The organism is Mycobacteroides immunogenum (assembly GCF_001605725.1).
GTDB classification, from domain to species: Bacteria; Actinomycetota; Actinomycetes; order Mycobacteriales; family Mycobacteriaceae; genus Mycobacterium; species Mycobacterium immunogenum.
The window spans coordinates 3,417,803-3,442,256 of record NZ_CP011530.1; the positions used below are offsets into that span (position 1 = coordinate 3,417,803).

General features: G+C 64.4%; 27 protein-coding genes. 9 read left to right on the plus strand and 18 right to left on the minus strand.

Annotated features, from left to right (window positions below; translation table 11 throughout):
- Nucleotides 1-6 precede the first annotated feature (6 nt).
- Nucleotides 7-984: an alpha/beta hydrolase gene (locus ABG82_RS16775; RefSeq protein WP_043078080.1), complete on the plus strand. Its 978-nt coding sequence runs from the start codon at nt 7-9 to the stop codon at nt 982-984.
- A gap of 13 nt (nt 985-997) precedes the next feature.
- On the opposite strand, the gene ABG82_RS16780 is transcribed toward ABG82_RS16775, so the two are convergent.
- The 5 genes from ABG82_RS16780 to ABG82_RS16800 form a co-directional block, all read right to left on the minus strand.
- A complete protein-coding gene (locus ABG82_RS16780; protein ID WP_078343269.1) occupies nt 998-1,624 on the minus strand; it encodes an alpha/beta fold hydrolase in 627 nt (208 codons plus the stop codon).
- Nucleotides 1,625-1,756: 132 nt separating this feature from the next.
- On the minus strand, nt 1,757-2,386 hold the full coding sequence (locus ABG82_RS16785; protein WP_043078081.1) for a hypothetical protein: 630 nt from the start codon (nt 2,384-2,386) through the stop codon (nt 1,757-1,759).
- Nucleotides 2,387-2,440: 54 nt separating this feature from the next.
- On the minus strand, nt 2,441-3,952 hold the full coding sequence (locus tag ABG82_RS16790) for a cobyric acid synthase (RefSeq protein ID WP_043078082.1): 1,512 nt from the start codon (nt 3,950-3,952) through the stop codon (nt 2,441-2,443).
- Nucleotides 3,949-4,809, minus strand: coding sequence for a type I methionyl aminopeptidase (map, locus tag ABG82_RS16795; protein WP_043078083.1), 861 nt, complete (start codon nt 4,807-4,809; stop codon nt 3,949-3,951). Before map ends, ABG82_RS16790 begins: the two co-directional genes overlap by 4 nt.
- A gap of 31 nt (nt 4,810-4,840) precedes the next feature.
- Nucleotides 4,841-5,581: a L,D-transpeptidase gene (locus tag ABG82_RS16800; RefSeq protein WP_043078122.1), complete on the minus strand. Its 741-nt coding sequence runs from the start codon at nt 5,579-5,581 to the stop codon at nt 4,841-4,843.
- 115 nt (nt 5,582-5,696) lie between these two features.
- Between ABG82_RS16800 and ABG82_RS16805 the strand changes: the two genes are divergently transcribed.
- Complete coding sequence (locus tag ABG82_RS16805) at nt 5,697-6,050, plus strand: VOC family protein (RefSeq protein WP_043078084.1); 354 nt, start codon at nt 5,697-5,699, stop codon at nt 6,048-6,050.
- Here the strand turns inward: ABG82_RS16805 and ABG82_RS16810 are convergent.
- The 5 genes from ABG82_RS16810 to dxr form a co-directional block, all read right to left on the minus strand.
- Nucleotides 6,047-7,864, minus strand: coding sequence for a penicillin-binding transpeptidase domain-containing protein (locus tag ABG82_RS16810; protein ID WP_043078085.1), 1,818 nt, complete (start codon nt 7,862-7,864; stop codon nt 6,047-6,049). The two genes, ABG82_RS16805 and ABG82_RS16810, sit on opposite strands and share 4 nt — an antisense overlap.
- Before the next feature lie 75 nt (nt 7,865-7,939).
- The gene (locus ABG82_RS16815; protein WP_043078086.1) at nt 7,940-8,812 is read right to left on the minus strand and encodes a GNAT family N-acetyltransferase; all 873 of its coding nucleotides are present in this window, start codon (nt 8,810-8,812) and stop codon (nt 7,940-7,942) included.
- A gap of 72 nt (nt 8,813-8,884) precedes the next feature.
- Nucleotides 8,885-10,048 carry a flavodoxin-dependent (E)-4-hydroxy-3-methylbut-2-enyl-diphosphate synthase gene (gene ispG / locus ABG82_RS16820; RefSeq protein WP_043078087.1) on the minus strand — a complete coding sequence of 388 codons (1,164 nt, stop codon included), beginning with the start codon at nt 10,046-10,048 and terminating at the stop codon, nt 8,885-8,887.
- A gap of 20 nt (nt 10,049-10,068) precedes the next feature.
- The gene (locus tag ABG82_RS16825; protein ID WP_054173111.1) at nt 10,069-11,304 is read right to left on the minus strand and encodes a M50 family metallopeptidase; all 1,236 of its coding nucleotides are present in this window, start codon (nt 11,302-11,304) and stop codon (nt 10,069-10,071) included.
- On the minus strand, nt 11,304-12,464 hold the full coding sequence (dxr, locus tag ABG82_RS16830) for a 1-deoxy-D-xylulose-5-phosphate reductoisomerase (protein WP_043080389.1): 1,161 nt from the start codon (nt 12,462-12,464) through the stop codon (nt 11,304-11,306). Before dxr ends, ABG82_RS16825 begins: the two co-directional genes overlap by 1 nt.
- Nucleotides 12,465-12,635: 171 nt before the next feature.
- Between dxr and ABG82_RS16835 the strand changes: the two genes are divergently transcribed.
- Nucleotides 12,636-12,896: a DUF2631 domain-containing protein gene (locus tag ABG82_RS16835; RefSeq protein WP_043080379.1), complete on the plus strand. Its 261-nt coding sequence runs from the start codon at nt 12,636-12,638 to the stop codon at nt 12,894-12,896.
- On the opposite strand, the gene rlmN is transcribed toward ABG82_RS16835, so the two are convergent.
- Nucleotides 12,897-14,018 carry a 23S rRNA (adenine(2503)-C(2))-methyltransferase RlmN gene (rlmN, locus tag ABG82_RS16840; RefSeq protein WP_043080378.1) on the minus strand — a complete coding sequence of 374 codons (1,122 nt, stop codon included), beginning with the start codon at nt 14,016-14,018 and terminating at the stop codon, nt 12,897-12,899. It lies immediately after the preceding gene.
- Nucleotides 14,019-14,044: 26 nt separating this feature from the next.
- Complete coding sequence (locus ABG82_RS16845) at nt 14,045-14,620, minus strand: helix-turn-helix domain-containing protein (RefSeq protein WP_162269266.1); 576 nt, start codon at nt 14,618-14,620, stop codon at nt 14,045-14,047.
- A 99-nt stretch (nt 14,621-14,719) separates the two neighbouring features.
- Between ABG82_RS16845 and ABG82_RS16850 the strand changes: the two genes are divergently transcribed.
- Both ABG82_RS16850 and ABG82_RS16855 read left to right on the plus strand, forming a co-directional pair.
- Nucleotides 14,720-15,658, plus strand: a complete 939-nt coding sequence (locus ABG82_RS16850; RefSeq protein ID WP_043080377.1) for an NAD(P)/FAD-dependent oxidoreductase — start codon at nt 14,720-14,722, stop codon at nt 15,656-15,658.
- Nucleotides 15,651-16,304, plus strand: a complete 654-nt coding sequence (locus tag ABG82_RS16855) for a class I SAM-dependent methyltransferase (protein WP_043080376.1) — start codon at nt 15,651-15,653, stop codon at nt 16,302-16,304. Before ABG82_RS16850 ends, ABG82_RS16855 begins: the two co-directional genes overlap by 8 nt.
- On the opposite strand, the gene ABG82_RS16860 is transcribed toward ABG82_RS16855, so the two are convergent.
- A complete protein-coding gene (locus ABG82_RS16860; protein WP_043080375.1) occupies nt 16,301-17,167 on the minus strand; it encodes a LysR family transcriptional regulator in 867 nt (288 codons plus the stop codon). The genes ABG82_RS16855 and ABG82_RS16860 overlap by 4 nt on opposite strands.
- 166 nt (nt 17,168-17,333) lie before the next feature.
- Between ABG82_RS16860 and ABG82_RS16865 the strand changes: the two genes are divergently transcribed.
- Nucleotides 17,334-18,281: a DMT family transporter gene (locus ABG82_RS16865; RefSeq protein WP_043080387.1), complete on the plus strand. Its 948-nt coding sequence runs from the start codon at nt 17,334-17,336 to the stop codon at nt 18,279-18,281.
- Between the two features lie 9 nt (nt 18,282-18,290).
- Complete coding sequence (locus ABG82_RS16870) at nt 18,291-19,001, plus strand: hypothetical protein (RefSeq protein WP_043080374.1); 711 nt, start codon at nt 18,291-18,293, stop codon at nt 18,999-19,001.
- Here ABG82_RS16870 and ABG82_RS16875 read toward each other — a convergent pair.
- The gene (locus ABG82_RS16875; protein ID WP_043080373.1) at nt 18,998-19,612 is read right to left on the minus strand and encodes an ASCH domain-containing protein; all 615 of its coding nucleotides are present in this window, start codon (nt 19,610-19,612) and stop codon (nt 18,998-19,000) included. The genes ABG82_RS16870 and ABG82_RS16875 overlap by 4 nt on opposite strands.
- Nucleotides 19,612-20,349, minus strand: coding sequence for a dienelactone hydrolase family protein (locus ABG82_RS16880; protein WP_043080372.1), 738 nt, complete (start codon nt 20,347-20,349; stop codon nt 19,612-19,614). The genes ABG82_RS16875 and ABG82_RS16880 overlap by 1 nt, the downstream gene beginning before the upstream one ends.
- Before the next feature lie 70 nt (nt 20,350-20,419).
- Between ABG82_RS16880 and ABG82_RS16885 the strand changes: the two genes are divergently transcribed.
- Both ABG82_RS16885 and ABG82_RS16890 read left to right on the plus strand, forming a co-directional pair.
- A complete protein-coding gene (locus tag ABG82_RS16885; protein WP_109475913.1) occupies nt 20,420-21,253 on the plus strand; it encodes a DUF6159 family protein in 834 nt (277 codons plus the stop codon).
- 100 nt (nt 21,254-21,353) lie between these two features.
- Nucleotides 21,354-22,160 (plus strand): DUF6159 family protein, encoded by an 807-nt coding sequence (locus tag ABG82_RS16890; protein ID WP_043080370.1) that lies wholly within the window; start codon nt 21,354-21,356, stop codon nt 22,158-22,160.
- Nucleotides 22,161-22,171: 11 nt separating this feature from the next.
- On the opposite strand, the gene ABG82_RS16895 is transcribed toward ABG82_RS16890, so the two are convergent.
- The 3 genes from ABG82_RS16895 to pyrH form a co-directional block, all read right to left on the minus strand.
- Nucleotides 22,172-23,050 carry a phosphatidate cytidylyltransferase gene (locus tag ABG82_RS16895; RefSeq protein WP_043080369.1) on the minus strand — a complete coding sequence of 293 codons (879 nt, stop codon included), beginning with the start codon at nt 23,048-23,050 and terminating at the stop codon, nt 22,172-22,174.
- Nucleotides 23,051-23,070: 20 nt separating this feature from the next.
- The gene (frr, locus tag ABG82_RS16900) at nt 23,071-23,628 is read right to left on the minus strand and encodes a ribosome recycling factor (RefSeq protein ID WP_043080368.1); all 558 of its coding nucleotides are present in this window, start codon (nt 23,626-23,628) and stop codon (nt 23,071-23,073) included.
- 79 nt (nt 23,629-23,707) lie between these two features.
- Nucleotides 23,708-24,433 (minus strand): UMP kinase, encoded by a 726-nt coding sequence (gene pyrH, locus ABG82_RS16905; protein ID WP_030094003.1) that lies wholly within the window; start codon nt 24,431-24,433, stop codon nt 23,708-23,710.
- Nucleotides 24,434-24,454: the final 21 nt, after the last annotated feature.

Consider the following 24,454-nt stretch of genomic DNA (forward strand, 5'->3'; position numbering starts at 1 on the left):
TAGGCTATGGCGGTGACATGGGAATCCGATGTCCTCGATGGCTACCTTCGACAGACCATTGACCTGGGCATTGACCCTGACGGCGAAGGTGTAATTACCGCCACACTGGTGCGGCCCGAAATTCAGCCGGAAACCGGCCGGGCGGTGCTCATGGTCCATGGATACACCGATTACTTCTTTCATACCGAGCTTGCCGAACATTTTCTCGCCCGCGGCTATCGCTTCTTCGCCCTGGACTTGCGCAAATGCGGTCGGTCGCGGCACGTTCACCAAACCCCGCACTACATCAGCGATCTGTCTTTTTACGACGTGGAACTCAACGCCGCGATAGAGATCATCAACGGCGAATCGGGCGGAACCCCCGTCGTCGTGTACGGACATTCCGCCGGCGGTCTCATCGTTTCGCTGTGGCTCAACCGTCTACGGGCAGCCGGCCGGCTGGGCCGTATCGCAGGCCTTGTCCTGAACAGTCCGTGGCTGGATTTGCAAGGTCGCCCATTTCTGCGCAGCGGCGGTACCACCGCGGCGGTGAAAGCGATCTCGAGATTTCGCGCCAAACAAGCGATCCCGCTGCCGCATGAGGGTGCATACGGCGCGAGCCTGCACAAAGACTTTCACGGCGAGTTCGACTACAACCTGGAATGGAAGCCCGTCGGCGGATTCCCGGTGCGGTTCGGTTGGATCAGCGCTATCCGCCGCGGGCATGCCGAGCTGCATCGCGGCCTGGACGTCGGTGTGCCCAATATCATCCTGCGCTCGGATCGCAGCCTGCCTGGGGATATCGATCCTGCCGTCGCACTGCACGGCGACGTGGTCCTGGATGTGCAACAAATCGCACGCTGGGCGGGATGCATCGGCAACGACCAGCGGGTGGTTCCGATTCCGGACGCCAAACACGATGTGTTCCTGTCCGTCGCGGACCCTCGCGCACGGGCATACCGGGAGCTGAACTCTTGGCTGCAGCGGTACGAATCGGACAGCTAAGCCGGCCCGATCCTCACCAGGAGCTGCTGCGCAGTACGACCTCGGCGGCCAGTTCCGGGGTGAGATCGCGGGTGGCCGAACGGCGGCCCATCAGCTCCACGATCCGGTAGTCGCCGTAGACGAAGCGCTGGCTGGCGCGAGCAATCGCCCGAGTCGCGTCAGAGGTGACCAGCACCGTGGTGTTGATCTCGACCGGCGGGCAGTGCTTGTCGCGGATCAGGCCGGCACGGTCGGCGACGCGTGGATGTCCACGGTCGATCGCTACCAACCCGATGAATCTGTCCAGCTTGCTGGCGGCCAGATCCCACGCGAGCTCGCCGCCCGCACGATCCCCCACCAGCAGCGCCACCTTCACCCCGATGTCATCGAGCACCCCGGTGATGGCCTTGGCGTGCAGGTGTGGATCGTGGCCGATCACGGCGGTACGCAGCCCGGCGGTATGCAGCCGCTCGCACACCGAGCGGTAGCTGAGCGCGAAATGCCCGGCCGCGGCCAGCATCACGACAGTGGTTCCCTTATCCGGCCCCGACACATTGACCTGCACCGTTCTGCCGTCAATCGTGACGACCTGGTGCAGCTCACCGTCGCGCGCGGGTGGGGTTCCCGGGTGCGGGCGGCGAATCTCTGGCATCGGACTCATGGACGAGTCCCCCACCAGAGGGCTGGACCCCCAGCTCGCGCGAAGACCTTGGGCATGGGCGCACGGTACCTGAGTACAACCGATCCGGTTGGGCTTTTAACCAGCCCTATCAGGAAACTTTCACCCAGGCCGTCAGGTCCGTTCGATCTTGTCGACCTGCTTCGCCACGATGTCCAGGAAAGTCTGGGGCATGGTGGCGGTGGCCTTGACCGACGGGTCACGCAGGTCGAAGGAGGTCGCCACCATCGCCACGCCCCGGACATTCGCAAACGCCATATACCGAGACGTCGTACCCCTGGGCATGATCATCGTCTGCTTGTAGGTGAGGACCCCGACCGGCCCACCCGGCACCGGCTCGGTGGTCATCGGCGTACCCGGCGAACTCTTATCGAAGAACACCTCATACTTGGCGCAACGCGTTGCCACGTCCTTCACATTGCTGAGGTCGATGGTGTCACGCAACAAACTGACAATGATGTTCGCGCCGTTGAATCGGGCGATGTATCGCGCGGTGTTCTCCGGGCCTGCTTTGCCCGCATTGGCCAAACGCGGCGACAAACCGTCCGCACACCCCTGCGGATTCGACGGCATACCGCCCACGACAACCTGCTGGCTCTGATTGTTGACCGTCATCGGGCCCAGGTCGGCGACCACCCTGTCGTACTTCGCGCCGGGCGGCAGCTCATCGGCGGTGAGCAGCGACTGCGCGATACGCGCCCCCGGCCAGGTGGCGGTACCCGTCACCGTCTGAGTGCAGCCCACAAGCGCCAATGCGGATACTGCGACAGCTACTAGACCCCGATGCACCCGCACAGGCTATTCGACCCGTGCCGCAATTACCGGATATGACGGGGCTGATCCCGGTGATCCGGATTTTTCCCACAATGCCTCGAGGGCATCGACATCGATGTGCGTGTCGATGAGATCGGCCAATCTGTCCAGTTGCGTGGCGCGGCAATCGCCGACATGGGTATCGGCCGCGACGGCGAAACCCGGGCGTTTGGCGGCGGCCGCCGCCTCGGCGAGCCAGGTGCGCCGGAAGTCGTCGTTGTCCAGCACCCCGTGCCAGTGGGTGCCCCAGACCGCGCCCGCGACGGCACCCTCATCGTGGTCGACCAACCATGGCGCAACCGCCGACCGTGTGACGGTGCCATGATGAATCTCATAGCCGGCCAGACCGGGAGACACCCAGCGCCGCAACGTCTTGACGGGCTCGAAGGCAATATCGATATCGAGCAGACCCAGCCCTTCGACGCGTCCGGCACCGGATTCGACGCGATCCTCGATCGTGGTTGCCAACATCTGGAATCCACCACAGATACCCAACACCGGTCCGCCCGAACGGGCATGGGCGATAACGGCATCGGCGATTCCGTTGACACGCATCCAGGCAAGATCTGCGACAGTCGCCTTGGTACCCGGGATCACCACCACGTCGGCGTCGGCAATTTCGGCCGGATGTGCCGCCCACCGGACGATCACCCCCGGCTCACAGGCGATGGCCTCGATATCGGTGGAGTTGGAGATGCGCGGCAGCCGCACTGCCGCCACCTTCAGCCATTCGCGCCCGACCGGGGCGGCGGGACGGCCCACCAGGGCCGAGGCCACCACGGAAACGGAATCCTCTGCGTCGAGCCATAACTGGTCGTCGTACGGCAGCACGCCATAGGTGGTCCGCCCGGTGAGCGCCGCGAGCTGCTCCAGGCCCGGCGCCAGCAGGCCCGGATCACCGCGGAACTTGTTGACAATGAAGCCCGCGACCAGCCGCTGATCGGCGGGCGCCAAAACGGCCACCGAGCCGAAGAGATGTGCCAGCACTCCACCACGGTCAATGTCACCGACCAGTACCACGGGAAGATCCGCCGCTTGCGCTAATCCCATATTGGCGATATCCGTTGTCCGCAGGTTGATCTCGGCAACGGACCCAGCACCCTCGCAGATCACCACATCGTATTCATCACGCAGCGAACGCAATTCGTCGGCGACCACCTGCCGCAGTTCCTCACGGTGCTCGACATACGAGCGTGCGCTCACATTTCCTGTCGCGTGGCCGCGCACCACCAGTTGCGAGGTGCGATCGCTACCCGGCTTGAGAAGCACGGGATTGAATCGCACCGAGGGTTCCAGACCGCAGGCGCGTGCCTGCAGTGCCTGCGCCCTGCCGATCTCTCCCCCGTCGATGGTCACCACCGAGTTGTTCGACATGTTCTGGGCTTTGAACGGAGCGACGCGAATCCCCCGACGAGCCAGGAGTCGGCACAGCCCGGTCACGACCAGACTCTTACCGGCATCGGAGCTGGCGCCCCCCACCAGCAGCGCCCCGCTCATGGCAGGGTCAGGATCTCTACTCCGTCCTCGGTGACCACCATGGTGTGTTCGAACTGCGCGGTCCACAGCTTGTCGACGGTCGCCACGGTCCAGGTGTCATCCCAGATCTCGTACTCCAGCGAGCCCAAGTTGATCATCGGTTCGATGGTGAACGTCATTCCCGGCTCGATGACGATGTCCAGATTCGGGTCGTCGTAATGCGGCACAATAAGCCCGTTGTGAAATGTCGGCCCTACACCGTGGCCGGTGAAAGAACGAACCACGTTGTACCCGAACCGCTTTGCATAAGCCTCGATGACTCTGCCGATGACGCTCAGCGCCCGGCCCGGCTTGACGGCGTTGATGGCGCGCATGGTGGCTTCCCGGGTGCGCTCAACCAGCAGGCGGTGCTCCTCGGAGACATTTCCGGCCAGGAAGGTGGCGTTGGTGTCGCCGTGCACACCGTCGATGTAGGCGGTGACGTCGATGTTGACGATGTCACCGTCCTCAATCACGGTCGAATCAGGTATCCCGTGGCAGATGATCTCGTTGAGCGACGTGCAGCACGACTTCGGAAATCCCTTGTATCCCAGCGTCGACGGATAGGCGCCGTGGGACACCATGTAGTCGTGCGCGATTCGGTCCAGTTCATCGGTGGTGACGCCGGGCGCCACGGCTTCGCCGGCCAGCGCCAGCGCCTGAGCCGCGATCTTGCCTGCGACACGCATCTTCTCGATGACCTCGGGTGTCTGGACATACGGCTCTCCGATGGCCTCGGCGACCTTGGATCTACCCACGTACTCGGGGCGGTCGATCGACACGGGAACCTGACGCTCCGGGGACAGCTCCCCTGGGCGCAACGCAGCACGAACGGTCATGAAGGCAGCGTAGCCGGAGCCGTCGGGGTGGCTACGCGTTGATGATGATGGGGTCGCCGACGCTGACGGTGTTGTAGTACCAGGAGGCGTTGTCCGGGCTCAGGTTGATGCAGCCATGACTGACGTTGGAGTTGCCCTGCGCTCCCGTCGACCACGGGGCGCTGTGCACATAAACGCCGCCCCAGGTGACCCGCACCGCGTAGTACACCGTGAGCTTGTAGCCCTCGGGGTCATTCAGCGGAATACCGATGGTCCGAGAATCCATGACCACGGGACTCTGCTTCTCCAGCGCGGTGAAGGACCCCACCGGCGTGGGGTGCTTGGGCTTGCCCATCGAGGCGGGCATCGTTCGCATCACCGTGCCGTCGATCTTCACCGTGAAGGTGTGACCGCTGATGCTGCCGATACCCAGCACCTCCGAGCCGGTCTGGAATTTGTACTTCATCCCGCTGACGCCATTCACCGACACGGTGATCGACGAATGTGCGGGCCAATACTCACGGGGAGTGAAACGAACCGTCGCGTTGTCGACCCAGCTGAACGCTCCAGCCGGGACGCGCGGCGCGGAGAACTCGATGGATCGCTCGGCGGCCGGCCTATCGGCGACCGGCGACGCGAAATGAATCGTCACGGGCATGGCCACCCCAACCGTCTGGCCCGGCGTGGGTGACACCGAGGCCACTGGGCTGGGACTCGCGGCCAATGCGTGGCCGAGGGTTGCGGGTGCGGTGATCGCGGTGCTCATCAGGAGGCTGACGAGCCCGGTCACCACAAGCACACTCCGAAATGCTCTGCGCAAGCTCTCGATCCTCCCTGGATGCTGTTTTCTACATGGTAGTTCGTAAACGCCTGGCGGAACGTTAGCGACAGCGCGCACAATCGAATTCATGGGCCTGGAGTTGGAAGCGATTGTGCTCGACTGTCAGGACGCGACCACACTCGGCCGCTGGTGGGCTGAGGTGCTGCAATGGCCCTATGAGATCGATGACGACGGGTTCGTCAGTGTGTTCCAGCCCGACCGCCGTCCGCCGCTGTTGTTCTTCATGAACGGCCCCGACCCTAAGACGGCCAAGAACCGTCTGCATCTGGATTTCCGGGATGATGATCAACAGGCATTGGTGCATAGATTCCTGGCGCACGGGGCTACCCGCGTCGACCTCGGGCAGGGCGATCCCTCGTGGGTGGTGCTTGCCGACCCCGAGGCCAACGAGTTCTGCGTGCTGGCCTCGCGCGCGGACTAGGCCAGGTAATCCGGCGGCAGCGACTGGAACATGACCTTGGTGGCGCGCACCGCCGCCTCCGAGCCCCCACCCCCGACGATCAAGGTGGCGAAGGCCATATCACCCCGGTACCCGGCGAACCAGGCATGTGACCCGCCCGGGAACTCGGCCTCACCGGTCTTACCGTGCACATCACCCTCGCTGTTGATGTCCTTCGCACTGCCGCTGAGCACCGTCTCGCGCATCATCCCGCGTAGACCATCGACCATGATCGGAGTCACCGCGGGCCGCTCACCGGTGATTCCGGTGATCTGGCCCGAAATCAGCTGTGGTATCGGAGTTTTCCCATTGGCCACGGTGGCCGCGGCCAACGCCATACCGAACGGCGTGACCAGGACCTTGCCCTGGCCGAAACCATCCTCGGTGCGCTCGGTCACGTTGACGGTGGGCGGCACGTTCCCCGAGATGGTAGGAATGCCCGCCACGTCGTAGTCGGGCCCGATACCGAATTGCGAAGCGGCGACGGTCAAACTGTCCACAGGCATCTCGCTGGCCAGCTTCGCGAACGTGGTGTTGCACGAGTTGGCGAAGGCACGCCACATGGGCACAGTGCCCAGGTCGAACTCGTTGTAGTTGGGCACGCTGCGGTCACCGATGGTGATCCGCTTCGGGCAGCCCACCATGGTGTCCGGGGTGGCCATGCCGCGCTCCAGCGCGGCACCGGCGGTGATGATCTTGAAGGTAGAACCGGGCGGATACATGCCCGTGGTGGCCAGCGGCCCATCCGCGTTGGCGGCGGCGTTCTGGGCGACCGCCAGAATCTCCCCCGTCGACGGTTTGATCACCACGATCATGGCCTTCTGGCCACGCGTATTGACGGCGTTCTGGGCGGCGTTCTGCACCGCGCGGTCGAGACTGATCGTCTTCGACGGCGCCGGAGTGGGTTTAACCTCGTTGAGCACCGCGGTGTCGACACCGTTCTGGTTGACGCTCACCACCCGCCAACCGGCCTCGCCATCCAGCTCATCGAGCACGGCCTTCTTGACCTGCGCGACGATATCGGGCGCGAAGGCATCATCGGTGGGGAGCAGATCGGCGATCGGCGTCATCACCACACCGGGCCGCAGCGCCCCGGGCCGGGTCTCCAGCGCGACGGACACCTTGTCCCAGTCGTCCTTACGCAGCGTGATCAGGTCCATGGGCGAGGTTTGCGCGCTCGCCTGCTCGGCGAGGGAGGCGGCGTTCATGGTGTCGTCGTAGGGCCGGATGGCGTCGGCCAGCGCGGTCGCGGTGCTCATCAGCGACGTACCGGCCTTCGCCGCGTCGAACGCGATTCTGTACAGATTGGCAGGCGCCAGCACCGTCGTACCACCGGCTTCATTGACCGTCGCACGCTTGGCAGGGTCGGTGCGCAGCGAGAGCATTTGGCGCTCACCAAGTTTCGGATGCAGGTCACTCGGCGCCCAGCGCACCTGCCAGTTACCTGCCGTGCGCAGCATCTCCAGACGCCCGTTGTAGGACCAGACGCGCTTCCTGGGGAGCTGCCAGGTATATGTCGCGTCGGCACTGCCGGTGTCCAGAGTGTATTGGGAACCATTCACGGCAGCCCGGAACGACATCGCCTGCAGCCCCGAGAATGCCTGGTCCAAACCCACTTTCGCGCCATTAGGGTCATCGGTCAGCTTGGCGGCCGCGGCCGTGTCACCTTTGGCCAGTGCCTCGAAAAACTTCTCCGCCACCGGACCGGGACCATCGGGGCGCGGGGTACACGCAACCGCACCGGCCACCAGCAGCGCGGTGCCGACCAACGGCAGGACCCTCATACGTCTGAACATCGGGGTCGATGCTATGACCGCGAATGCCCAAAACCTCGGAGGCACACGGGGCCAGCGCCTACCAGCTCGCGAGAATCAGCTAACCAGGATCGTGGCGAAGGTGCCGATCCTGATGAATCCCGCCCTGGCATACGAGGCGCGGGCGATCTCATTGAAGCTGTTCACGTACAGGCTGGGAATCCGCCCGCTGTGGTGGACCGCCGCCGCGACCGCCGCCACCCCCGCAGTACCGAGTCCGCGGCCCCGGAATTCGGGATCGACCCAGACACCCTGAATCTGGCTGACACTGCGCGATTGTGACCCGATCTCGGCCTTGAAGATGACCCGACCGTCCTCGAAACGCGCCCAGGCCCTGCCCGCGTCAATGAGGCCGGCCACCCGTCGCCGGTAACCCCGGCCCCCGTCGCCGTTGCGCGGGTCGACGCCCATCTCGCCGATGAACATCTGGATCGAGGCGTGCAGATACGCGTCCAGCTCCTCGGCGCGTACCTGCCGCACGGCGGGGTCCACCACACATGTGGGCGCGTCGAGCATCGCCAGCAGCGGCTGGCAGGGACGGACCTCGCGCGCCGGGCCCCACACCGGATCGAGGTGACACCACATGTCGAGCACCACATCCGCCGGACCCACCAGCGAGGGACAGATCCGGTGCTGTTCTATGGCGCGCTCAGCGAACAGCCGGGTGGCTTCGGGGCCGCCCGCCAGCGGAATGATCGTGGTTCCGACGAAGCACAGCGATTCGGCGAGTACACCAGTCGACCAGATCTCGCCGCCGATGGCCGTGGGATCGGCGCCACGCGCCTCCACCCGGGCGGCCAGCATGCAGGAGGCCACCGGATCAACGTCCAGGACCGCGCGTATCGCCTCGGTATCCGATAACCCGAGAACGCGAACAGCATCGGAGGATGACGCCCCAGGTGCTCCAGGCGCCGGCAGTGTTGTCGTCATCGGCAATCGCTCCCGTGCTCAAGCCTCTTCGCGCGAGCGCTCATCGGTTCGTCCGCTCACGCCGAGCTATGTTCAGCTTACGGTGACGACCGGCTGGCCTGTGGGGCTTCCGTCGGTTCCGATCTCGACGCCCATCTCCTCGGCCAAACGCATGGCTTCGTCGATGAGCGTTTCGACAATCAGCGCCTCCGGCACGGTCTTGATGACCTCGCCCTTCACGAAGATCTGTCCCTTGCCATTACCGGAGGCCACTCCCAGGTCGGCCTCGCGAGCCTCACCCGGTCCGTTGACGACACAGCCCATGACCGCGACGCGCAGTGGCACGTCCAGCCCCTCCAGTCCGGCGCTCACCGCGTTGGCCAGGGTGTAGACATCGACCTGCGCGCGTCCGCAGGACGGGCAGGACACGATTTCCAGTCCACGCGGCCTCAGGTTCAACGATTCCAGAATCTGGTTGCCCACCTTGACCTCCTCGGCGGGAGGTGCCGAAAGGGATACCCGGATGGTGTCGCCAATGCCCTTGGACAACAGCGCGCCGAACGCCACGGCCGACTTGATGGTGCCCTGGAACGCGGGCCCGGCCTCGGTGACACCCAGGTGCAGTGGGTAATCGCATTGTGCGGCAAGCAGTTCGTAGGCGGCCACCATGATCACCGGGTCGTTGTGCTTGACGCTGATCTTGATATCGCCGAAGCCATGCTCCTCGAACAGGCCGGCCTCCCACAACGCCGACTCGACCAGTGCTTCGGGCGTGGCCTTGCCGTACTTGCCCAGAATCCGTGGATCGAGTGAACCCGCGTTGACACCGATGCGGATCGGGATGCCGGCATCACCGGCCGCCTTGGCGACTTCCTTGACGCGGCCGTCGAACTCCTTGATGTTCCCCGGGTTCACGCGCACCGCGGCACAGCCGGCGTCGATCGCCGCGAAGATGTACTTGGGCTGGAAGTGGATATCGGCGATCACCGGGATCTGGCTCTTGCGCGCGATCTCGGCGAGGGCGTCGGCATCCTCCTGCCGCGGGCAGGCGACACGCACCATGTCACAGCCGGAGGCGGTCAGCTCGGCGATCTGCTGCAGGGTCGAGTTCACGTCGTGGGTCTTGGTGGTGCACATCGACTGCACCGAGACCAGCGAGTCGCTGCCCACTCCGACGTTTCCGACCATGAGCTGACGCGTCTTGCGCCGCGGCGACAGGGTCGGCGGCGGTGCACTCGGAATGCCCAGGCTGGTCATGTGATCCTCCAATTGGAGCGCTATTGAAAAAGTCTGATCGGGTTGACGATGTCGGCGGTGATCGTCAGCAGCATGTAGCCGACCACCACCACCAGCACGACATAGGTCGCGGGCATCAGCTTCATGTAGTTGACCGGCGCCCCCACCGCCAAACCGCGCGCCGACCGAATCATGTTGCGGATCTTCTCGTAGGTGGCCACCGCGATGTGCCCACCATCAAACGGCAACAACGGCAACAAATTGATGGCGCCGAGCGCAAAATTGAGCTGCGCCAACAGTATCCAGAACATGATCCACATGTCGTGCTCTACCGTCTCGCCACCCATACGGCTCGCGCCGACAATGCTCATCGGCGTGTCCATGGCCCGCTCGCTGCCGGTGATCGAGTCCCACAGGGCGCCGACCTTGGTGGGGATCTTCCCGATGGCCTTTACGGTTTCGACGGCGACGGTCCCGATGAGATTCCCGGTGGCGGGAACCGCGGTCACCGGGTTGTAGTGCTTCTGCGGCACATAGGTACTCAGTGAGGCACCAACGGCACCCACCGAGATGAGCTTGCCTGCCTTCGCGTCCCAGCGCTGTGTCTCGGTGACGGTCACCAGCAGAGATTGCTGCTTACCGTCGCGCGCGATATCGAACACCTGTGGACCGCGCAGCTCTCGGATGGCGGCAACCATGTCGCTGGATGTACTGACCGGCTTGCCCGCGATGGCGAGCACTTGATCACCCTCGCGCAGACCACCGAGCGCCGCCGGCCCCTCCCCGGTGCAGGCCGCCATGTCCTTGGGATCCGCACTCTTTTGCGGCGCCACACAACTCGTCTGCTTGATCTCGGGATGCGTGGGCGCATTGTTGTCGGGCAGACCCCAGAACAAGACGACGCCATAGAAGACGACAATGCCAATGAGGAAGTTCATGGTCGGCCCGGCGAACAGCACCGCGACCCGTTTCCAGACCTTCTGCTTGTACATCGCGCGGTCGGATTCCTCGGGAGTGAGCTCCTCCACCGAGGTCATACCGGCGATATCGCAGAAGCCGCCCAGCGGGACGGCCTTGAGTCCGTATTCGATGATGTCGTTGGCACCGCGGTTGCTCTTGCGCTTGGTGGACCACAGCGTCGGGCCGAATCCCACGAAGTAGCGGCGCACCTTCATGCCGGTGGCCTGCGCCACCCACATGTGCCCGCACTCATGCAGCGCCACCGATACCAAGATCGCCAGCGCGAACAGTGCGATTCCGATCACGTACGCAGCCATCAGGTCCGATTTTCCTCCGTGGAGATGAGTTGCGCAGCCTGCTGGTCAGCCCAGTTCTGCGCGTCAAGTACATCGTCAACGGTAGCGGGTTCCGCAGCCCACTGGCCTGCGGCATCGAGCACATCGGCAATTGTTCGCACGATGGACCTGAATCCGATACGCCCTGCCAAGAAGGCGGCGGCCGCGGTTTCATTGGCGGCGTTGTAAACCGCGGTCATACATCCCCCCGCTTCTCCGGCGCTGCGGGCCAGGTCAACGGCGGGAAACACCTGAGCGTCCAGCGGCTCGAACTCCCAGGTGGCGGCGGTACTGAAATCACAGGCCAGGGCCGCACCCGGTACTCGATCCGGCCATCCCAGGGCCAGCGCGATCGGCAGTTTCATATCGGGCGGGCTGGCCTGCGCCAGTGTCGACCCATCGGAGAACGTCACCATCGAGTGCACGATCGACTGCGGGTGCACGACCACGCCGATCTGCCGATACGGGACGCCGAACAGCAGATGCGTCTCGATGAGCTCGAGCCCCTTGTTGACCAGGGAAGCCGAATTGAGTGTGTTCATCGGCCCCATGGACCAGGTGGGGTGCGCGCCCGCCTGCTCGGGCGTGACATCCGCGAGCTGCTCGGCGGTCCATCCCCGAAACGGACCGCCTGAGGCGGTCAGGATCAGCTGTGCGATCTCGCCGCGGGATCCACCGCGCAGACATTGCGCCAGCGCGGAATGCTCGGAGTCGACGGGCACGATCTGTCCGGGGGCAGCAGCCTTCGTGACCAGCGGCCCCCCGGCCACCAGAGACTCCTTATTGGCCAACGCCAGCCGGGCCCCTGTCTTCAGCGCGGCCAGGGTGGGACGCAGCCCGAGGGCGCCGACCAGCGCGTTGAGCACCACATCTGCCTCGGTGTTCTCCACCAATTCGGTGACGGCTCCGGGTCCGGCCAACACCGGGGTGTCGAGCCGTGCGGCGGCGTGCTCGTCGGCGACCGCGACATTGGTGACCCCGGTTTCCGCGATCTGCCGGCGCAGCAGATCGATATTGCCTCCACCAGCGGCCAGGCCGACCACCTCAAAGCGGTCGGGGTTAGCGGCGATGACCTCAAGCGCCTGGGTGCCAATGGACCCGGTGCTACCGAGGAGCAGGACGCGGCAGACCTCTGAACTCACCGTCACCCGCTCATTCTGCCCCGGTCGCGATGGTGTGAGCACGGCCGAGCCTGCGTCTCACGACGGTTTTGGGCCGGAAACCGTCGTGAGACGCAGGCTCGCGCAGTAATCCGATGACTGGCATGGCACACTATGGGCTGTAGTAGACGTCTGAGATTTGGAGGGCTGGCGGTGGCCACGACCGAGGTTGTCAAGTACGACGGAGTCGACGTCGAGGACGTGCCGTCTGTGGCGTTCGGACGTGGACTTTCCGGCCAGAACCCGCGCGTCTTCCACGTCCTGGGCGTGGTGATGTCCGCCATCCTGCTGTGCATGCTCGTCGGCAATCACGTTGGCAAGGTCGAAGACATCTTCCTGGTCGGTTTCGCCGTCATCGTGCTGGCGTTCACCGCCAATGACTACTTCGGCCGCCGGTCCGGCCGTATCCGCTAACTAGCGTTCGGAAGCGGCCAGCTGGCCGCACGCGGCGGCGATCTCGCGGCCACGGGTATCACGCACCGTGCACGAGACGCCCTGCTCACGGACGCGTCGCACGAATTCACGCTCGACCGGTTTGGGGCTGGCATCCCACTGGCTGCCCGGTGTCGGGTTCAGCGGGATCAGGTTCACGTGAACCAACTGCCCCAAGGCCTTTCGCAGCTTCTTGCCAAGCATGTCCGCACGCCACGGCTGATCGTTCACATCACGTATGAGCGCGTATTCGATGGACACCCGCCGCCCCGTGACATCGGCGTAGTAACGCGCGGCGTCAAGCACCTCACTGATCGCCCAGCGGGTGTTGACCGGCACCAAGGTGTCGCGCAGCTCATCATCCGGGCAGTGCAGCGATACCGCCAGCGTGACGCCCAGCCCCTCGTCGGCAAGTCGCCGGATGGCCGGGGCAAGCCCCACCGTGGAGACGGTCACGCCGCGCTGCGATATGCCGAACCCCTCGGGCGGCGGCGCGGTGATCTTGCGCAGCACCGTCAGCACCCGGTTGTAGTTGGCCAGGGGCTCACCCATACCCATGAAGACGATGTTCGACAGCCGGCCCGGCCCGCCCGGCAGTTCACCGTCGCGCAACGACGCCGCGGCGTCACGCACCTGTTCGAGAATTTCGGCGGCCGAGAGATTGCGCGTCAGCCCGCCCTGGCCGGTGGCGCAGAACGGGCACGCCATGCCGCAGCCGGCCTGGGAGGAAATGCATAGCGTGTTGCGGTCGGGATAGCGCATGAGCACCGATTCCACGGTGCTGCCGTCATGTAAGCGCCACAAGGTTTTTCGGGTATCCCCGGAGTCGCACGCCACCTGGCGCAATGGGTGGAGCAGCTGCGGAAAGAGCGCCTCGCCCACACCCTCCCTGGCGCCCGCGGGCAGGTCCGTCATCGCGGCCGGATCACTCACCAGCCGTCCGTAGTACTGGTTGGCGATCTGCTTGGCGCGAAACGCCGGGAGCCCCAAGGCCGTCACCACATCGCGGCTCTGCTCCAGGTCCATATCTGCCAAATGGCGCGGGGGCATGGCCCGGCGCGGCGCGTCGAAGACCAGCGGCAGGGACTTATCGTCGGCAGACATAACCCACCCAGTATCCCAGGCTTTGCCTAGTTCCCCGAACCCGAACGTGCCCGCACATGCATCCGCTCCCCCTGCGGGCCGAAAATGTGCAACACCTCGACGGGTTTGTCGGTCGGATTGCCGAACCAGTGCGGGATGTGAGTATCGAACTCGGCGGCCTCGCCAGCAGGCAGGATGAGATCGAGCTCACCGAGCAGGAGCCGCAGATTCCCGGTCAGCACATACATCCACTCGTACCCGTCATGGACCTTCAGGTTCGGTTCACCCTTCGGTGAATGGGGCGGGAGGATCTGCTTGAAGCACTGGACCCCACCGGGCCTGCGTGACAGCGGTAGGTAGATGGATCCATTCCGCTTGAACGGTTTGGGATGGACCCGCGGATCTCCCGTTGCGGGGGCGTTCACCAGCTCGTCGAGCGGAACCTGATGCGCCTCGGCGAGCAACAGCAGGAGTTCCAGCGTGGGGCGGCGCTGGCCGGATTCCAGGCGCGACAAGGTGCTCTCCGAAATGCCTGTGGTCTCGGACAACTGCGCCAGGGTGACCTGGCGATGCATACGCAGCGCCCGCAGGCGCGGCCCCAAGGCATCGAGCACCGCCTCCATGCGCTGGTTTTGATCGTTCATGTGGTCCATCCTGACGCGCGGTTGCCACTTTGGCAAGAAACCTTGCGCCATTCGCAAATACGCGTCAATAGTGGTGCCATGAACAAACTCTGGGATGTAGCCATCATCGGTGGAGGTGCCGCGGGACTCGCGGCGGCCCTCACGCTCGCCCGGTCGCGGCGGTCGGTCGTCGTGATCGACGACCACCATCCCCGCAACGCACCGGCCGATCGGGTGCACAACTACCTCGGGCGTGAGTCGACACCTCCTACCGAGCTGTTCGGCATCGGCCGTGATGAGGCGGCGCATTACGGTGCGACCTTCCTTGACGGACGCGTCACATCGGTATCGCGCGCCAACAGCCAGTTCGATGTGTCCATCGACGGTCAGCAGGCGGTGCGCGCTCGGCGGGTGCTGACGGCCACGGGCGCGGTGGACGAACTGCCCGATATCGACGGTCTGTCCGATCGCTGGGGCCGCGATGTACTGCACTGCGCGTACTGCCACGGCTGGGAGGTGCGCGACCGCGCCATCGCCGTGCTGGGCACCGGACCGCTAGCGGTTCACCATGCGCTCATCTTCCGCCAACTCAGTGACAACGTCACCTTGTTGCGGCACAACGAGTTTCCGCTGTCACCTGAGGAGACTGCACAGCTGGGCCGCAGGAACATCAACGTGATCGACGGGCCGGTAGCACGGCTGCGGGTCACCGAGGACGCACTCAGCGGGGTCGAGCTGGAGACCGGTGTCACGGTCGCGTGCGAAGCACTGGTGGTCGCGACCGTGGTGTCGGCACGCATCGACATGCTCGCGCCCGTGGGCCTGACGGCACAGGAGATGCGACTTGGTGACCATCTGTTGGGCACCTACCTGCCGGTCACCAGGGGCGCCACCGTCGTCCCCGGCGTCTACGCCGCCGGAAACGTCACCGATATCAAGGCACAGGTCATCACATCCGCGGCGGCCGGAACCGAGGTCGCTGCGGTCATCAACGCCGACCTTGCGGTCGCCGACGCCGAGGAGATGCAACATGCATGATCACCACAACCCGCCGTCCGATGAGAAATCGTGGGACGAGTTCTACCAATCGCGGGACACGCTGTGGAGCGGGAACGCCAATCCGCAACTGGTCACCGAGATCTCGACACTGCCTCCGCGCACCGCGCTGGATGCCGGATGCGGCGAAGGCGGCGACGCGATCTGGCTCGCACAGAGGGGCTGGCAGGTCACGGGCATGGATTTCGCCCAGACCGCCCTGCGGCGGGCTGCCGACAACGCGGTGAAGGCCGACCCGGAACTCGCGAACCGGATCGCATGGACCCAAGCTGACCTGACCAGCTGGCGACCCAGCCAGCGATTCGACCTGGTGACATCGCATTTCATGCACCTTCCGACCAATCTTCGCGAGCCCGTGTTCGCGGCACTGGCCGCCGCCGTGGCGCCCGGAGGAACGCTGCTCATCGTCGGACACCACCCGTCGGACATGCACGCGGCGATCGGACGTCCCGACCTGCCCGACTGGTACTTCACCGCCGAGGACATCGCCGACTCACTCGACCCGGGACAATGGAACGTCCTTGTCGCCGAATCACGCAGCCGGAAGTTCACACGTGACGACGAGGAGTTCGACATCGCCGATACCGTGCTGCGCGCTGAGCGCAAGCCCACACCGGAGAAAACCTAGGCGATAGCCGCAGATTCCCCGGAAAGAGCCTCACGTGCAGCATCTTTCACAGCATTGAAGGCGACGGGATCAAGCCCGCGGCGACCGACGACCGACAACGTCGCCAGGTTCGCCGCGGGCATGGCCTCGACGGGTGCGATGCCGTCGGGCAACCACCCGATGATGGGCAGCAGCGCCATCCCCAGGCCTGATCGCAGACCCGCGTACAACCCCGACAAATCGGGCGATTCACCGACAATCTGGTACTGAATTCCCAAGGTGTGCAAGGCGCTGAACATCGGCGCGCGCAGGGTGCACGGCTCGGTGAAGGTCATCACTTGCAGGGGCCCAATCGAATTCGCTCGGTAACCGCGTGCCGCCACCCATCGCAGACCAACGGTACCCACCGCGTTGGCGCGGTCCACGCCCGATCCGTCCAGGATGACCGCAAGGTCCATGGTTCCCCGGTCCACGGATTCGGCGAGATAGAGATTGCGGTCGAACCGCACGCGCACCGACCAGTCCGGAAGATGGCTTCGCAATGCCGTGGTGATGCTCGGCAAAATCAAGTCAGCGCCGTGTTCGGTCACGCCCAAAACCAGGGTGCGCTCGCGACCCGTCACCAGATCGTCGACTGCGGCATCATGTGCGGCCAGAATGCGGCGAGCATGCGTCAACAGCTGTGTGCCCTTGTCCGTGAACACAACACCACGCCCCGACCGCCGCACCACCGGCTCCCCGACCGTCGTCTCGAGCTTTCGCACATGCTGACTGACCGCGGACTGGGTCAGGTGCAGCACGGCGGCAGCACGATGGAATCCGCCACAATCGGCGACCGCGACGAGCGACCGCAACGGTGCGATGTCGAGTGACGAGCCGGCCATGACCGCCACCGTAGTCCGATCACAAAATTTGATCAATATTTCATTCTCCGGGCGCCAAATGTCGAAGTGAACACCTACGACGTATTGACTGATAAGACTGAGCGATCAATTCTGATCAGTAATTATCGTTGGACATCGCCCTGGCGAACCGGCCACGATGGCAACCATGCAGAAGAAAGCAGTGCCCATGACCCGATCTTCGGCGGCGGCACTCACGTTTCTGTACGCGCTCGGTTACCCGATCGGTGCGCTCGCCGTGTCAGCCATGACGCCGATGCTGGTGCTGGTCGCCCGCTTCGCATTGGCCGGAGTCATCCTGACCATCTGGGCGCTCATCGCCAAGGTGACCTGGCCGACAGGCCGCACACTCGGCCATGTCATCGTCGCCGGAACGCTCATGCAGGCCGTACAGTTCTGCGCTCTGTACGAAGCCCTGGAGCACGGCGCGCCCGCCGTCTTGGGCGCGGTCGTCATCTCGATGAATCCCGTTGTGACCGCGGTGTTGGCCGCCGTATTCCTGGGCGAGCGCCTCAACGGGTGGCGGCTCGTCGCACTGGCACTCGGCGTCGTGGCAGTGCTGGCCGCGTGTGCCAATCGGCTGCTGGCCACGGGCGGCGTCGACACCGTGCTGGTGCTGCTCGTCGTCGCGTTGCTGGGTTTGGCCGGCGGCGGGGTATACCAACAGCGCTTCTGCGCCGATGTCGATTTTCGTGCCAACAGCGCCATCCAGAACCTATCCGGACTGCTCCCGGCGGGCGCGCTGGCGATCCTGACCCCCGGCGTCGTTCACGACCCCTGGAAAGCGGCCGGCGCGGTGGCCGCGGTGGTGCTGCTCAATGCCACCTTATGCACCTCGTTGTATGTGCGGTCGGTAAGCAAGTTCGGCGCGGCCGCCGTAGCGATGCTGTTCTGCGTCATCCCGGCGGTCGCCGGGCTGTTGTCCTGGATCTTGTTAGGTCAGGGCCTCGACGTCGGCATGGGAATCGGTCTGGCCATCGGCGCTCTGGCCTGCTGGCTCAACGCCCGGGCGAGTCGGCCCGCACCGGCCGAACAGACGCCCGCAATCGCGGCGGCCACCGCCGCGCCTACCCGAGCGTCTGCCGCGGCCAGCTAGCCTGGCTGCATGCGTGCCCTGTTACTTGGCGGTCTGACCCTGCTGGGAGCACTACTCCTGGTCACCGGATGCTCGAAAGGGGCATCGGTTTCCCCGACGACCCCGCCAACGAGTCAACCACCGTCGGGCAGCAGCTCCACCAGCAAGGCCCCCACCACGACGACCACCAGCAAGACTCCGGTCGAGCTGCCCGAGCCCGTCGCCGGCACGCCATATGACGCTGTGGCCCAGTGGATTTCCAAGGGTGCCCCGGTGGATGTCACCAACTTCCACACAGCCATCAGCCAGGATGGCCAGAAGACCGATCTGGGCAGCAATGTGGCGTTCAAGACCCCGTCGGGCAAGACACGTTGCATGACCGACAACATCCAGCCCGGCACGCTGTCCTGCCTGGTCAATTTGACCAACCCCCCGAAAAGGCCCGCCGACACCGAGGGCAACTGGGTGGGCGGCTGGACCGATTTCAAGGGCGGACAGGTCACCGTGGGCGGATTGCACGGAGACCCAGGCCCCTTTCAAAGCGGTGACGGAAACCCGCTCGACTACGGCGGCCGACTGTCGTTCGGCGATTTCAGTTGCCGCAGCGAGACTTCCGGACTGTTCTGTGCAGACACCAAGAGCAAGTCCGCCATCCGGATCAGCGACGCCGGAATCGAGCCCTTCGGCTGCCTGAAGGAGACCACCCCTGCCGACGGCGCCGGTCGCGAATTCAGCTGCTAGCGCGGCGACCGAGCCAGATACTCCGCACCGCGCGGCGACAGCCGGTAGCCCACCGGCAAGCTCAGCGTGAGCCCCATATTCTTGAGCTTGCGCACGTGGACCTTGAAGGTCGCCAGATCGGGCCACCGCGAGCACGATTCGAGATCCTTCGCTCTGACCTCGGGCCTCCGCGCAATCTCACTGAGCACCGCCCGGGTCCACGCGCCGCCCGTCGCACTGCGATCCATCCGGTCCAATCGCGCATCTATCTCGGAGATGTCTTGTGCCGAAAGCGCCACCGAGGAAGCGAGCTCGGCGCGTGGGTCAGCCATATCAATCTTGCGAAACGCCAAGCGATACAGATGATCATCCGGCTGCGCCCCGACATCGCTTCGTGCCGCCGCCGCCGAGGGATACCCGGCCAAGAAGGCGTCAGCGTCATCGATATCGCGCGCGACAATCTGGTCTACGGCGTCGACTTCGATGAAGTCGAACTCGGTCAGGGAGCGAATACGGTCCGAGCCGACGCGATAACGCCCGCCCACCTTCACCTGTGGGCGTTTCCAGCGCCGGTAGGCCACCGAAATGGTGCCATCGTGGATTCCGGCCCGTAGCCTCGGCTCGAACAGCACTAGATCCCCAGATGTGCACCGTAAAGCTCTTCGAGGGCCCGCCAATGTCGTTGTGCGGCAGCCTCGTCGTAGGTGGGGTTGTCCATGACGGCGAACCCGTGCTTGCCGGGATATGTCTCGATGGTGTGCCGCACTCCGGCATCCGTCAACACCTGTTCCAGCAACTGTTCCTGCTCGGGCGGGAAGGACGCGTCGTCCTCGGCGGCTGCCACCAGCACCACGCCCGAGATGCGGTCGGCAAGCCGATGCGGGCTGTTGGGGTCGTCGGACTTGGCAAGGTTGCCACCGTGAAATGATGCCACCGCACCCACCCGGTTCGCATGAGTTGCCGCGACCCGCAAGGAGATTCGACCACCCATGCAGTAACCGGTCAATCCCACTGTCTGACCGGTCACCTCGGGCTGGTGGGCAAGAAAGTCCAGGAAAGCTGATGCGTCGGCATCAACCCGGTTCGGCGTAAGTGTCGCCATCGTCGCGAACAACCGGCCACGTTCCTCTGGATCACCAAACGCTGTCGCCAAATCGAATGGCTTCCAATCCCCTTCGCGGTAGTACACATCAGGCACCAATGTCACGTACCCCAGCGCCGCCAGCCGGTCACCCATCTGCCACATGACCTCCCGAGCACCGCCTGCGTCGGGATAAAGGATCACTGCCGGGCCGGGCCTATCCGGTACGTGCAGGGTGGCCGGGCACTGGCCGTCCGGCGTGGGGATCTGAACATTACGACGAGGCATGGCCCTCCTGCTTTCGCTAACCGGCTCCTCCATATAACCACTGCTATCTTGAGGTCACTTGGCCGTCGATATACAGGGGGGTTACCTGGTGTTCTTTTCCGCGAAGCTGTCTACCTCGTGGCAAATCTTCAAGGCTTCGGCGCGGGTTCTGCGGTCCCGCAAGGAACTCGCGGCCTTTCCCATCCTGTCCGGCCTCACCATCTTCCTGACGGGATTCGCGATGGTGCTCGTCGCGGCCCTGCTGCTGCCTACGGGCAGCGACACGCTGCCGCCAACCTTCTACCCGCTCATCGTGGTGGCATATTTCGTCCTGGCCTACATGGCAATCTTCTGGCAAGCAGCCCTGATCTCACAGGCAAATGTGGCACTGGAGGGCGGCGATCCAAGCGTCGCGGGCGGTATCGGGGCAGCGGCACAACGCGGCGCGCGACTCATTCCGTGGACCCTCATCAGCGGGGTCGTTTCCTGGGTGCTCAGCGAGATCGAAGACCGGGTGCCCTTCATCGGGCGACTACTCGACGTGGCGTGGCGGGTCATCTCGTTTCAAGTGCTGCCCACCATCGTGCTGGAAGACCTGGGCACGATCGAGACGATCAAAAAGACCAAGGACACTCTCAAGCGGTCGTGGGGCGACAACGTCATCGGGGTGGTCGGTTTGGGCCTCTTCTCGGCTCTGCTGGTACTACCCGGAGCGGCGCTGGTGTATTTGGGGGCAAGCCTGTGGACCACCGTGGTGACACCGGTGCTGCTGGCGCTCGGGGCACTGTTGATCGTGACCGCCGTCGTCATCGGCTCCGCGCTCACCGGGATCTTCCAGACGGCGCTGTACCGATTCACCGTTGACGGCCAGGTGCCGGGTCCGTTCGCCGGAATCGACTTGAATCAGGCACTGAGAACGCGCTAGAGCAGCCCATCCCTGGAGCCGCGCGGCCGTGCTACCAGAAGCTCAGTTGTCACACTGGTAACTTATGTAACAAGAGTAACTAATTGCCAGGGGATTCGCTGTGGCTTCTTTCAACGCGCTATCGACCGCGCTATCGACATCGTGGGACATTTTCAAGACATCGACACGTCTTGTGCGCCGGCGTAAAACGCTGCTGCTCTTCCACATCGCGGGCGCGGCCACCTTGGCCGTGTTCATTGTCGTCCTGATAATTCTGGGCTTACTGCTGCCCCCGAATATCGACAAGACCTCACCGCAGTTCGTGCGAAGCGCGCTGGCATTCGACTATGTCGTCCTGCTGTACCTCGTGATGTTCTGGCAGACGGCCCTCATCTCGCAGGTGACCGCGATATTGAATGGTGAGCCACTGAGCTTCGCCCGCGGTTTCTCCGCCGCCTACCAGGACCGCAAACGGCTGCTTCCCTGGGTTCTCATCGACGCCGCGATCACCTGGGGTTTCGGTGTCATCGATGAGAGGCTGTATGTCGGCAACCTGGTCCACGTACTTTTCATCGGACGGTTCCTGGAACTGATGTGGCGTGCGCTCTCGTTTCAGGTGCTGCCGACAATCATCCTGCGGGAAGTCGGTGCCGTGGCGGCCACAAAAGCCTGCATCGGGACGCTGCGACGCATGCTGGCCAAGAACATCCTCGCCCAGCTCGGCCTACGAATCTTCATCCTCATACTGGTGCTGCCCGGCGTCGGCCTGCTCTTCGCCGCCGCGGCGGCGGGAAATGGCGTGCTGTCCGGGGTACTGGGGCTGTCCGGAGGGCTATGGATCGCGGCCGCGGTGCTCTACGGCGTGACCATCACCGGGATTTACCAAACAGTGCTGTACCGAAGCGCGGAGGCGTCAAACCACGCCTAGTGACGCGCTCTTTAGATGAACAGCGTCAGCACGATCCAGGTGGCGACCGCCGACGGCAGCAGGGAATCAAGACGATCCATGATGCCGCCATGGCCGGGCAGTAACGTGCCCATGTCCTTGATCCCCAAGTCCCGCTTGACCTGTGACTCCACCAGATCACCCAGGGTGCCGGTGATCACGAGCATCACGCCAAGGGCGATACCGACGAATGGGTGATGCCCGAGCAAGAACGTCACCGCCAGGGTCGAGGCGGTGGTGCCCACCAACAGTGATCCGGCCAGGCCTTCCCAAGATTTCTTGGGGCTGATCGCAGGCGCCATCGGGTGCTTGCCGAACAGCACCCCTGCCGCATAGCCGCCGATATCGGAGAACGTGACCCCCAGCATCAGACAGAACACCTGCTCGGCGCCGTTGTGCGGATACACCAGGAGGGCACCGAAGGATGCGAACAACGGGATCCAGGCCGCCACAAAGACCGTGATCGCGACATCACGCAGGTAGTTCACCGGCTGGCTGCCCAGCCCCTGGCTCAACAGCCGCCAGATCATGCAGACCACCACGGTCGCGGCGAAGGCACCGAGCGATCCCGCGGTGCCCCACGGCCAGGTCAGCCAGATCATGGCCTGACCGCCGAAGAACAGCGGGATGAAGGGGACCGAGATATCGGCCTGGCGCAGCCGCTTGGTCACCTCCCACATCGCGATCCCGAGGAAGACCGAGATGATGCCGACCCAGATCTCTTTCTGGTACAGCAACGAGAAAATGATCAATGCCGCGAGCGCGACGCCGACGCCGATGGCCGCCGGAAGGTTGCGTCCAGCCCGGGACTTCGCACCCGAGGGGGGTGCGGGGTTGCTGCCGGGGGCCGGAGCCGCGTCGGTATCTCCCATGGTCGTCACTACCGGCGGCCCTAGACCTCCAGTAGCTCGCCTTCTTTGTGTTTCACCAGCTCATCGATCTGGCTCACATACTGAGCCGTGGTCTTGTCCAGATCCTTCTCCGCGCGGCCGACCTCGTCCTCGCCGGCTTCGCCGTCCTTCTTGATCCGGTTGAGCTCATCGTTGGCCTTGCGCCGAATGTTGCGCAGGGTCACCTTGGCATCCTCACCCTTACCCTTGGCCTGCTTGACGAGCTCGCGGCGGCGTTCCTCGGTGAGCTGCGGGATGGCAACCCGAATGATGCTGCCGTCGTTGCTCGGGTTCAGCCCCAGGTCGGAGTTGCGAATCGCGTCTTCGATGGCCTTGAGCTGGGTGGACTCATAGGGCTTGATCACGACCATCCGTGCCTCCGGCACATTGATCCCGGCCACCTGCGTGATCGGGGTCGGGGTGCCGTAATAGTCGATGACGACCCGCTGGAACATGCCGGGATTGGCACGCCCGGTCCGGATGGTCGCGAAGTCGTCACGGGCGACCGTCACGGCCTTTTCCATCTTCTCCTCGGCATCGAGAAGAACCTCGTCAATCACGATTGATCTCCCATCTGTGCGTGATGTTCTTCGCGAAAGCGGCTCATCAGTATCGAACGTTCTTCGCGCAAGCGGCTCATCACGGTGTTACCAGCGTTCCGATCTTCTCACCTGCGACCGCCCTGGCGATATTCCCTTCCGTCAGCAGGTTGAACACCAGGATCGGCATCCGGTTGTCCATACACAGGCTGAACGCGGTGGCATCGGCCACCTGCAGGCCGCGGTCGATGACCTCACGATGCGTGATCTCCGGCAGGAACTCCGCATCAGGGTTGGCGCGCGGATCGTCGGTGAAGATGCCATCGACCGCCTTGGCCATGAGCACCACCTCGGCGCCGATCTCCAGCGCGCGCTGTGCGGCAGTGGTGTCGGTGGAGAAGTACGGCAGGCCCATGCCGGCGCCGAAGATGACGACGCGGCCCTTCTCCAGATGCCTTCTGGCCCGCAGCGGGATGTACGGTTCGGCGACCTGCCCCATGGTGATGGCGGTCTGCACGCGCGTCACGATGCCTTCCTTTTCCAGGAAGTCTTGCAGCGCAAGGCTGTTCATAACAGTGCCGAGCATGCCCATGTAGTCCGAACGGGTGCGTTCCATGCCCCGCTGCTGCAACTGAGCGCCACGGAAGAAGTTGCCGCCGCCGATCACGACAGCGACCTCGGCGCCACTGCGCACTACTTCAGCGATCTGGCTGGCCACCCTGTGAACCACATCAGGGTCCAAGCCGACGGCTCCCCCGCCGAACATTTCGCCGCCGAGCTTGAGCAGCACCCGCTTATATCCGGTGCGGCTCACATCGCGCGTCATCACGCCTCCTCGGTACGGGGT

Coding starts and splice junctions, on each gene's coding strand:
- ABG82_RS16775 (WP_043078080.1), top strand. CDS start 7: ATGGCGGTGACATGGGAATCCGATGTCCTCGATGGCTACCTTCGACAG.
- ABG82_RS16780 (WP_078343269.1), bottom strand. CDS start 1,624: ATGAGTCCGATGCCAGAGATTCGCCGCCCGCACCCGGGAACCCCACCC.
- ABG82_RS16790 (WP_043078082.1), bottom strand. CDS start 3,952: ATGAGCGGGGCGCTGCTGGTGGGGGGCGCCAGCTCCGATGCCGGTAAG.
- map (WP_043078083.1), bottom strand. CDS start 4,809: ATGACCGTTCGTGCTGCGTTGCGCCCAGGGGAGCTGTCCCCGGAGCGT.
- ABG82_RS16805 (WP_043078084.1), top strand. CDS start 5,697: ATGGGCCTGGAGTTGGAAGCGATTGTGCTCGACTGTCAGGACGCGACC.
- ABG82_RS16810 (WP_043078085.1), bottom strand. CDS start 7,864: ATGTTCAGACGTATGAGGGTCCTGCCGTTGGTCGGCACCGCGCTGCTG.
- ABG82_RS16815 (WP_043078086.1), bottom strand. CDS start 8,812: ATGACGACAACACTGCCGGCGCCTGGAGCACCTGGGGCGTCATCCTCC.
- ispG (WP_043078087.1), bottom strand. CDS start 10,048: ATGACCAGCCTGGGCATTCCGAGTGCACCGCCGCCGACCCTGTCGCCG.
- ABG82_RS16825 (WP_054173111.1), bottom strand. CDS start 11,304: ATGGCTGCGTACGTGATCGGAATCGCACTGTTCGCGCTGGCGATCTTG.
- rlmN (WP_043080378.1), bottom strand. CDS start 14,018: ATGTCTGCCGACGATAAGTCCCTGCCGCTGGTCTTCGACGCGCCGCGC.
- ABG82_RS16845 (WP_162269266.1), bottom strand. CDS start 14,620: ATGGAGGCGGTGCTCGATGCCTTGGGGCCGCGCCTGCGGGCGCTGCGT.
- ABG82_RS16850 (WP_043080377.1), top strand. CDS start 14,720: ATGAACAAACTCTGGGATGTAGCCATCATCGGTGGAGGTGCCGCGGGA.
- ABG82_RS16855 (WP_043080376.1), top strand. CDS start 15,651: ATGCATGATCACCACAACCCGCCGTCCGATGAGAAATCGTGGGACGAG.
- ABG82_RS16860 (WP_043080375.1), bottom strand. CDS start 17,167: ATGGCCGGCTCGTCACTCGACATCGCACCGTTGCGGTCGCTCGTCGCG.
- ABG82_RS16865 (WP_043080387.1), top strand. CDS start 17,334: ATGCAGAAGAAAGCAGTGCCCATGACCCGATCTTCGGCGGCGGCACTC.
- ABG82_RS16870 (WP_043080374.1), top strand. CDS start 18,291: ATGCGTGCCCTGTTACTTGGCGGTCTGACCCTGCTGGGAGCACTACTC.
- ABG82_RS16880 (WP_043080372.1), bottom strand. CDS start 20,349: ATGCCTCGTCGTAATGTTCAGATCCCCACGCCGGACGGCCAGTGCCCG.
- ABG82_RS16895 (WP_043080369.1), bottom strand. CDS start 23,050: ATGGGAGATACCGACGCGGCTCCGGCCCCCGGCAGCAACCCCGCACCC.
- pyrH (WP_030094003.1), bottom strand. CDS start 24,433: ATGACGCGCGATGTGAGCCGCACCGGATATAAGCGGGTGCTGCTCAAG.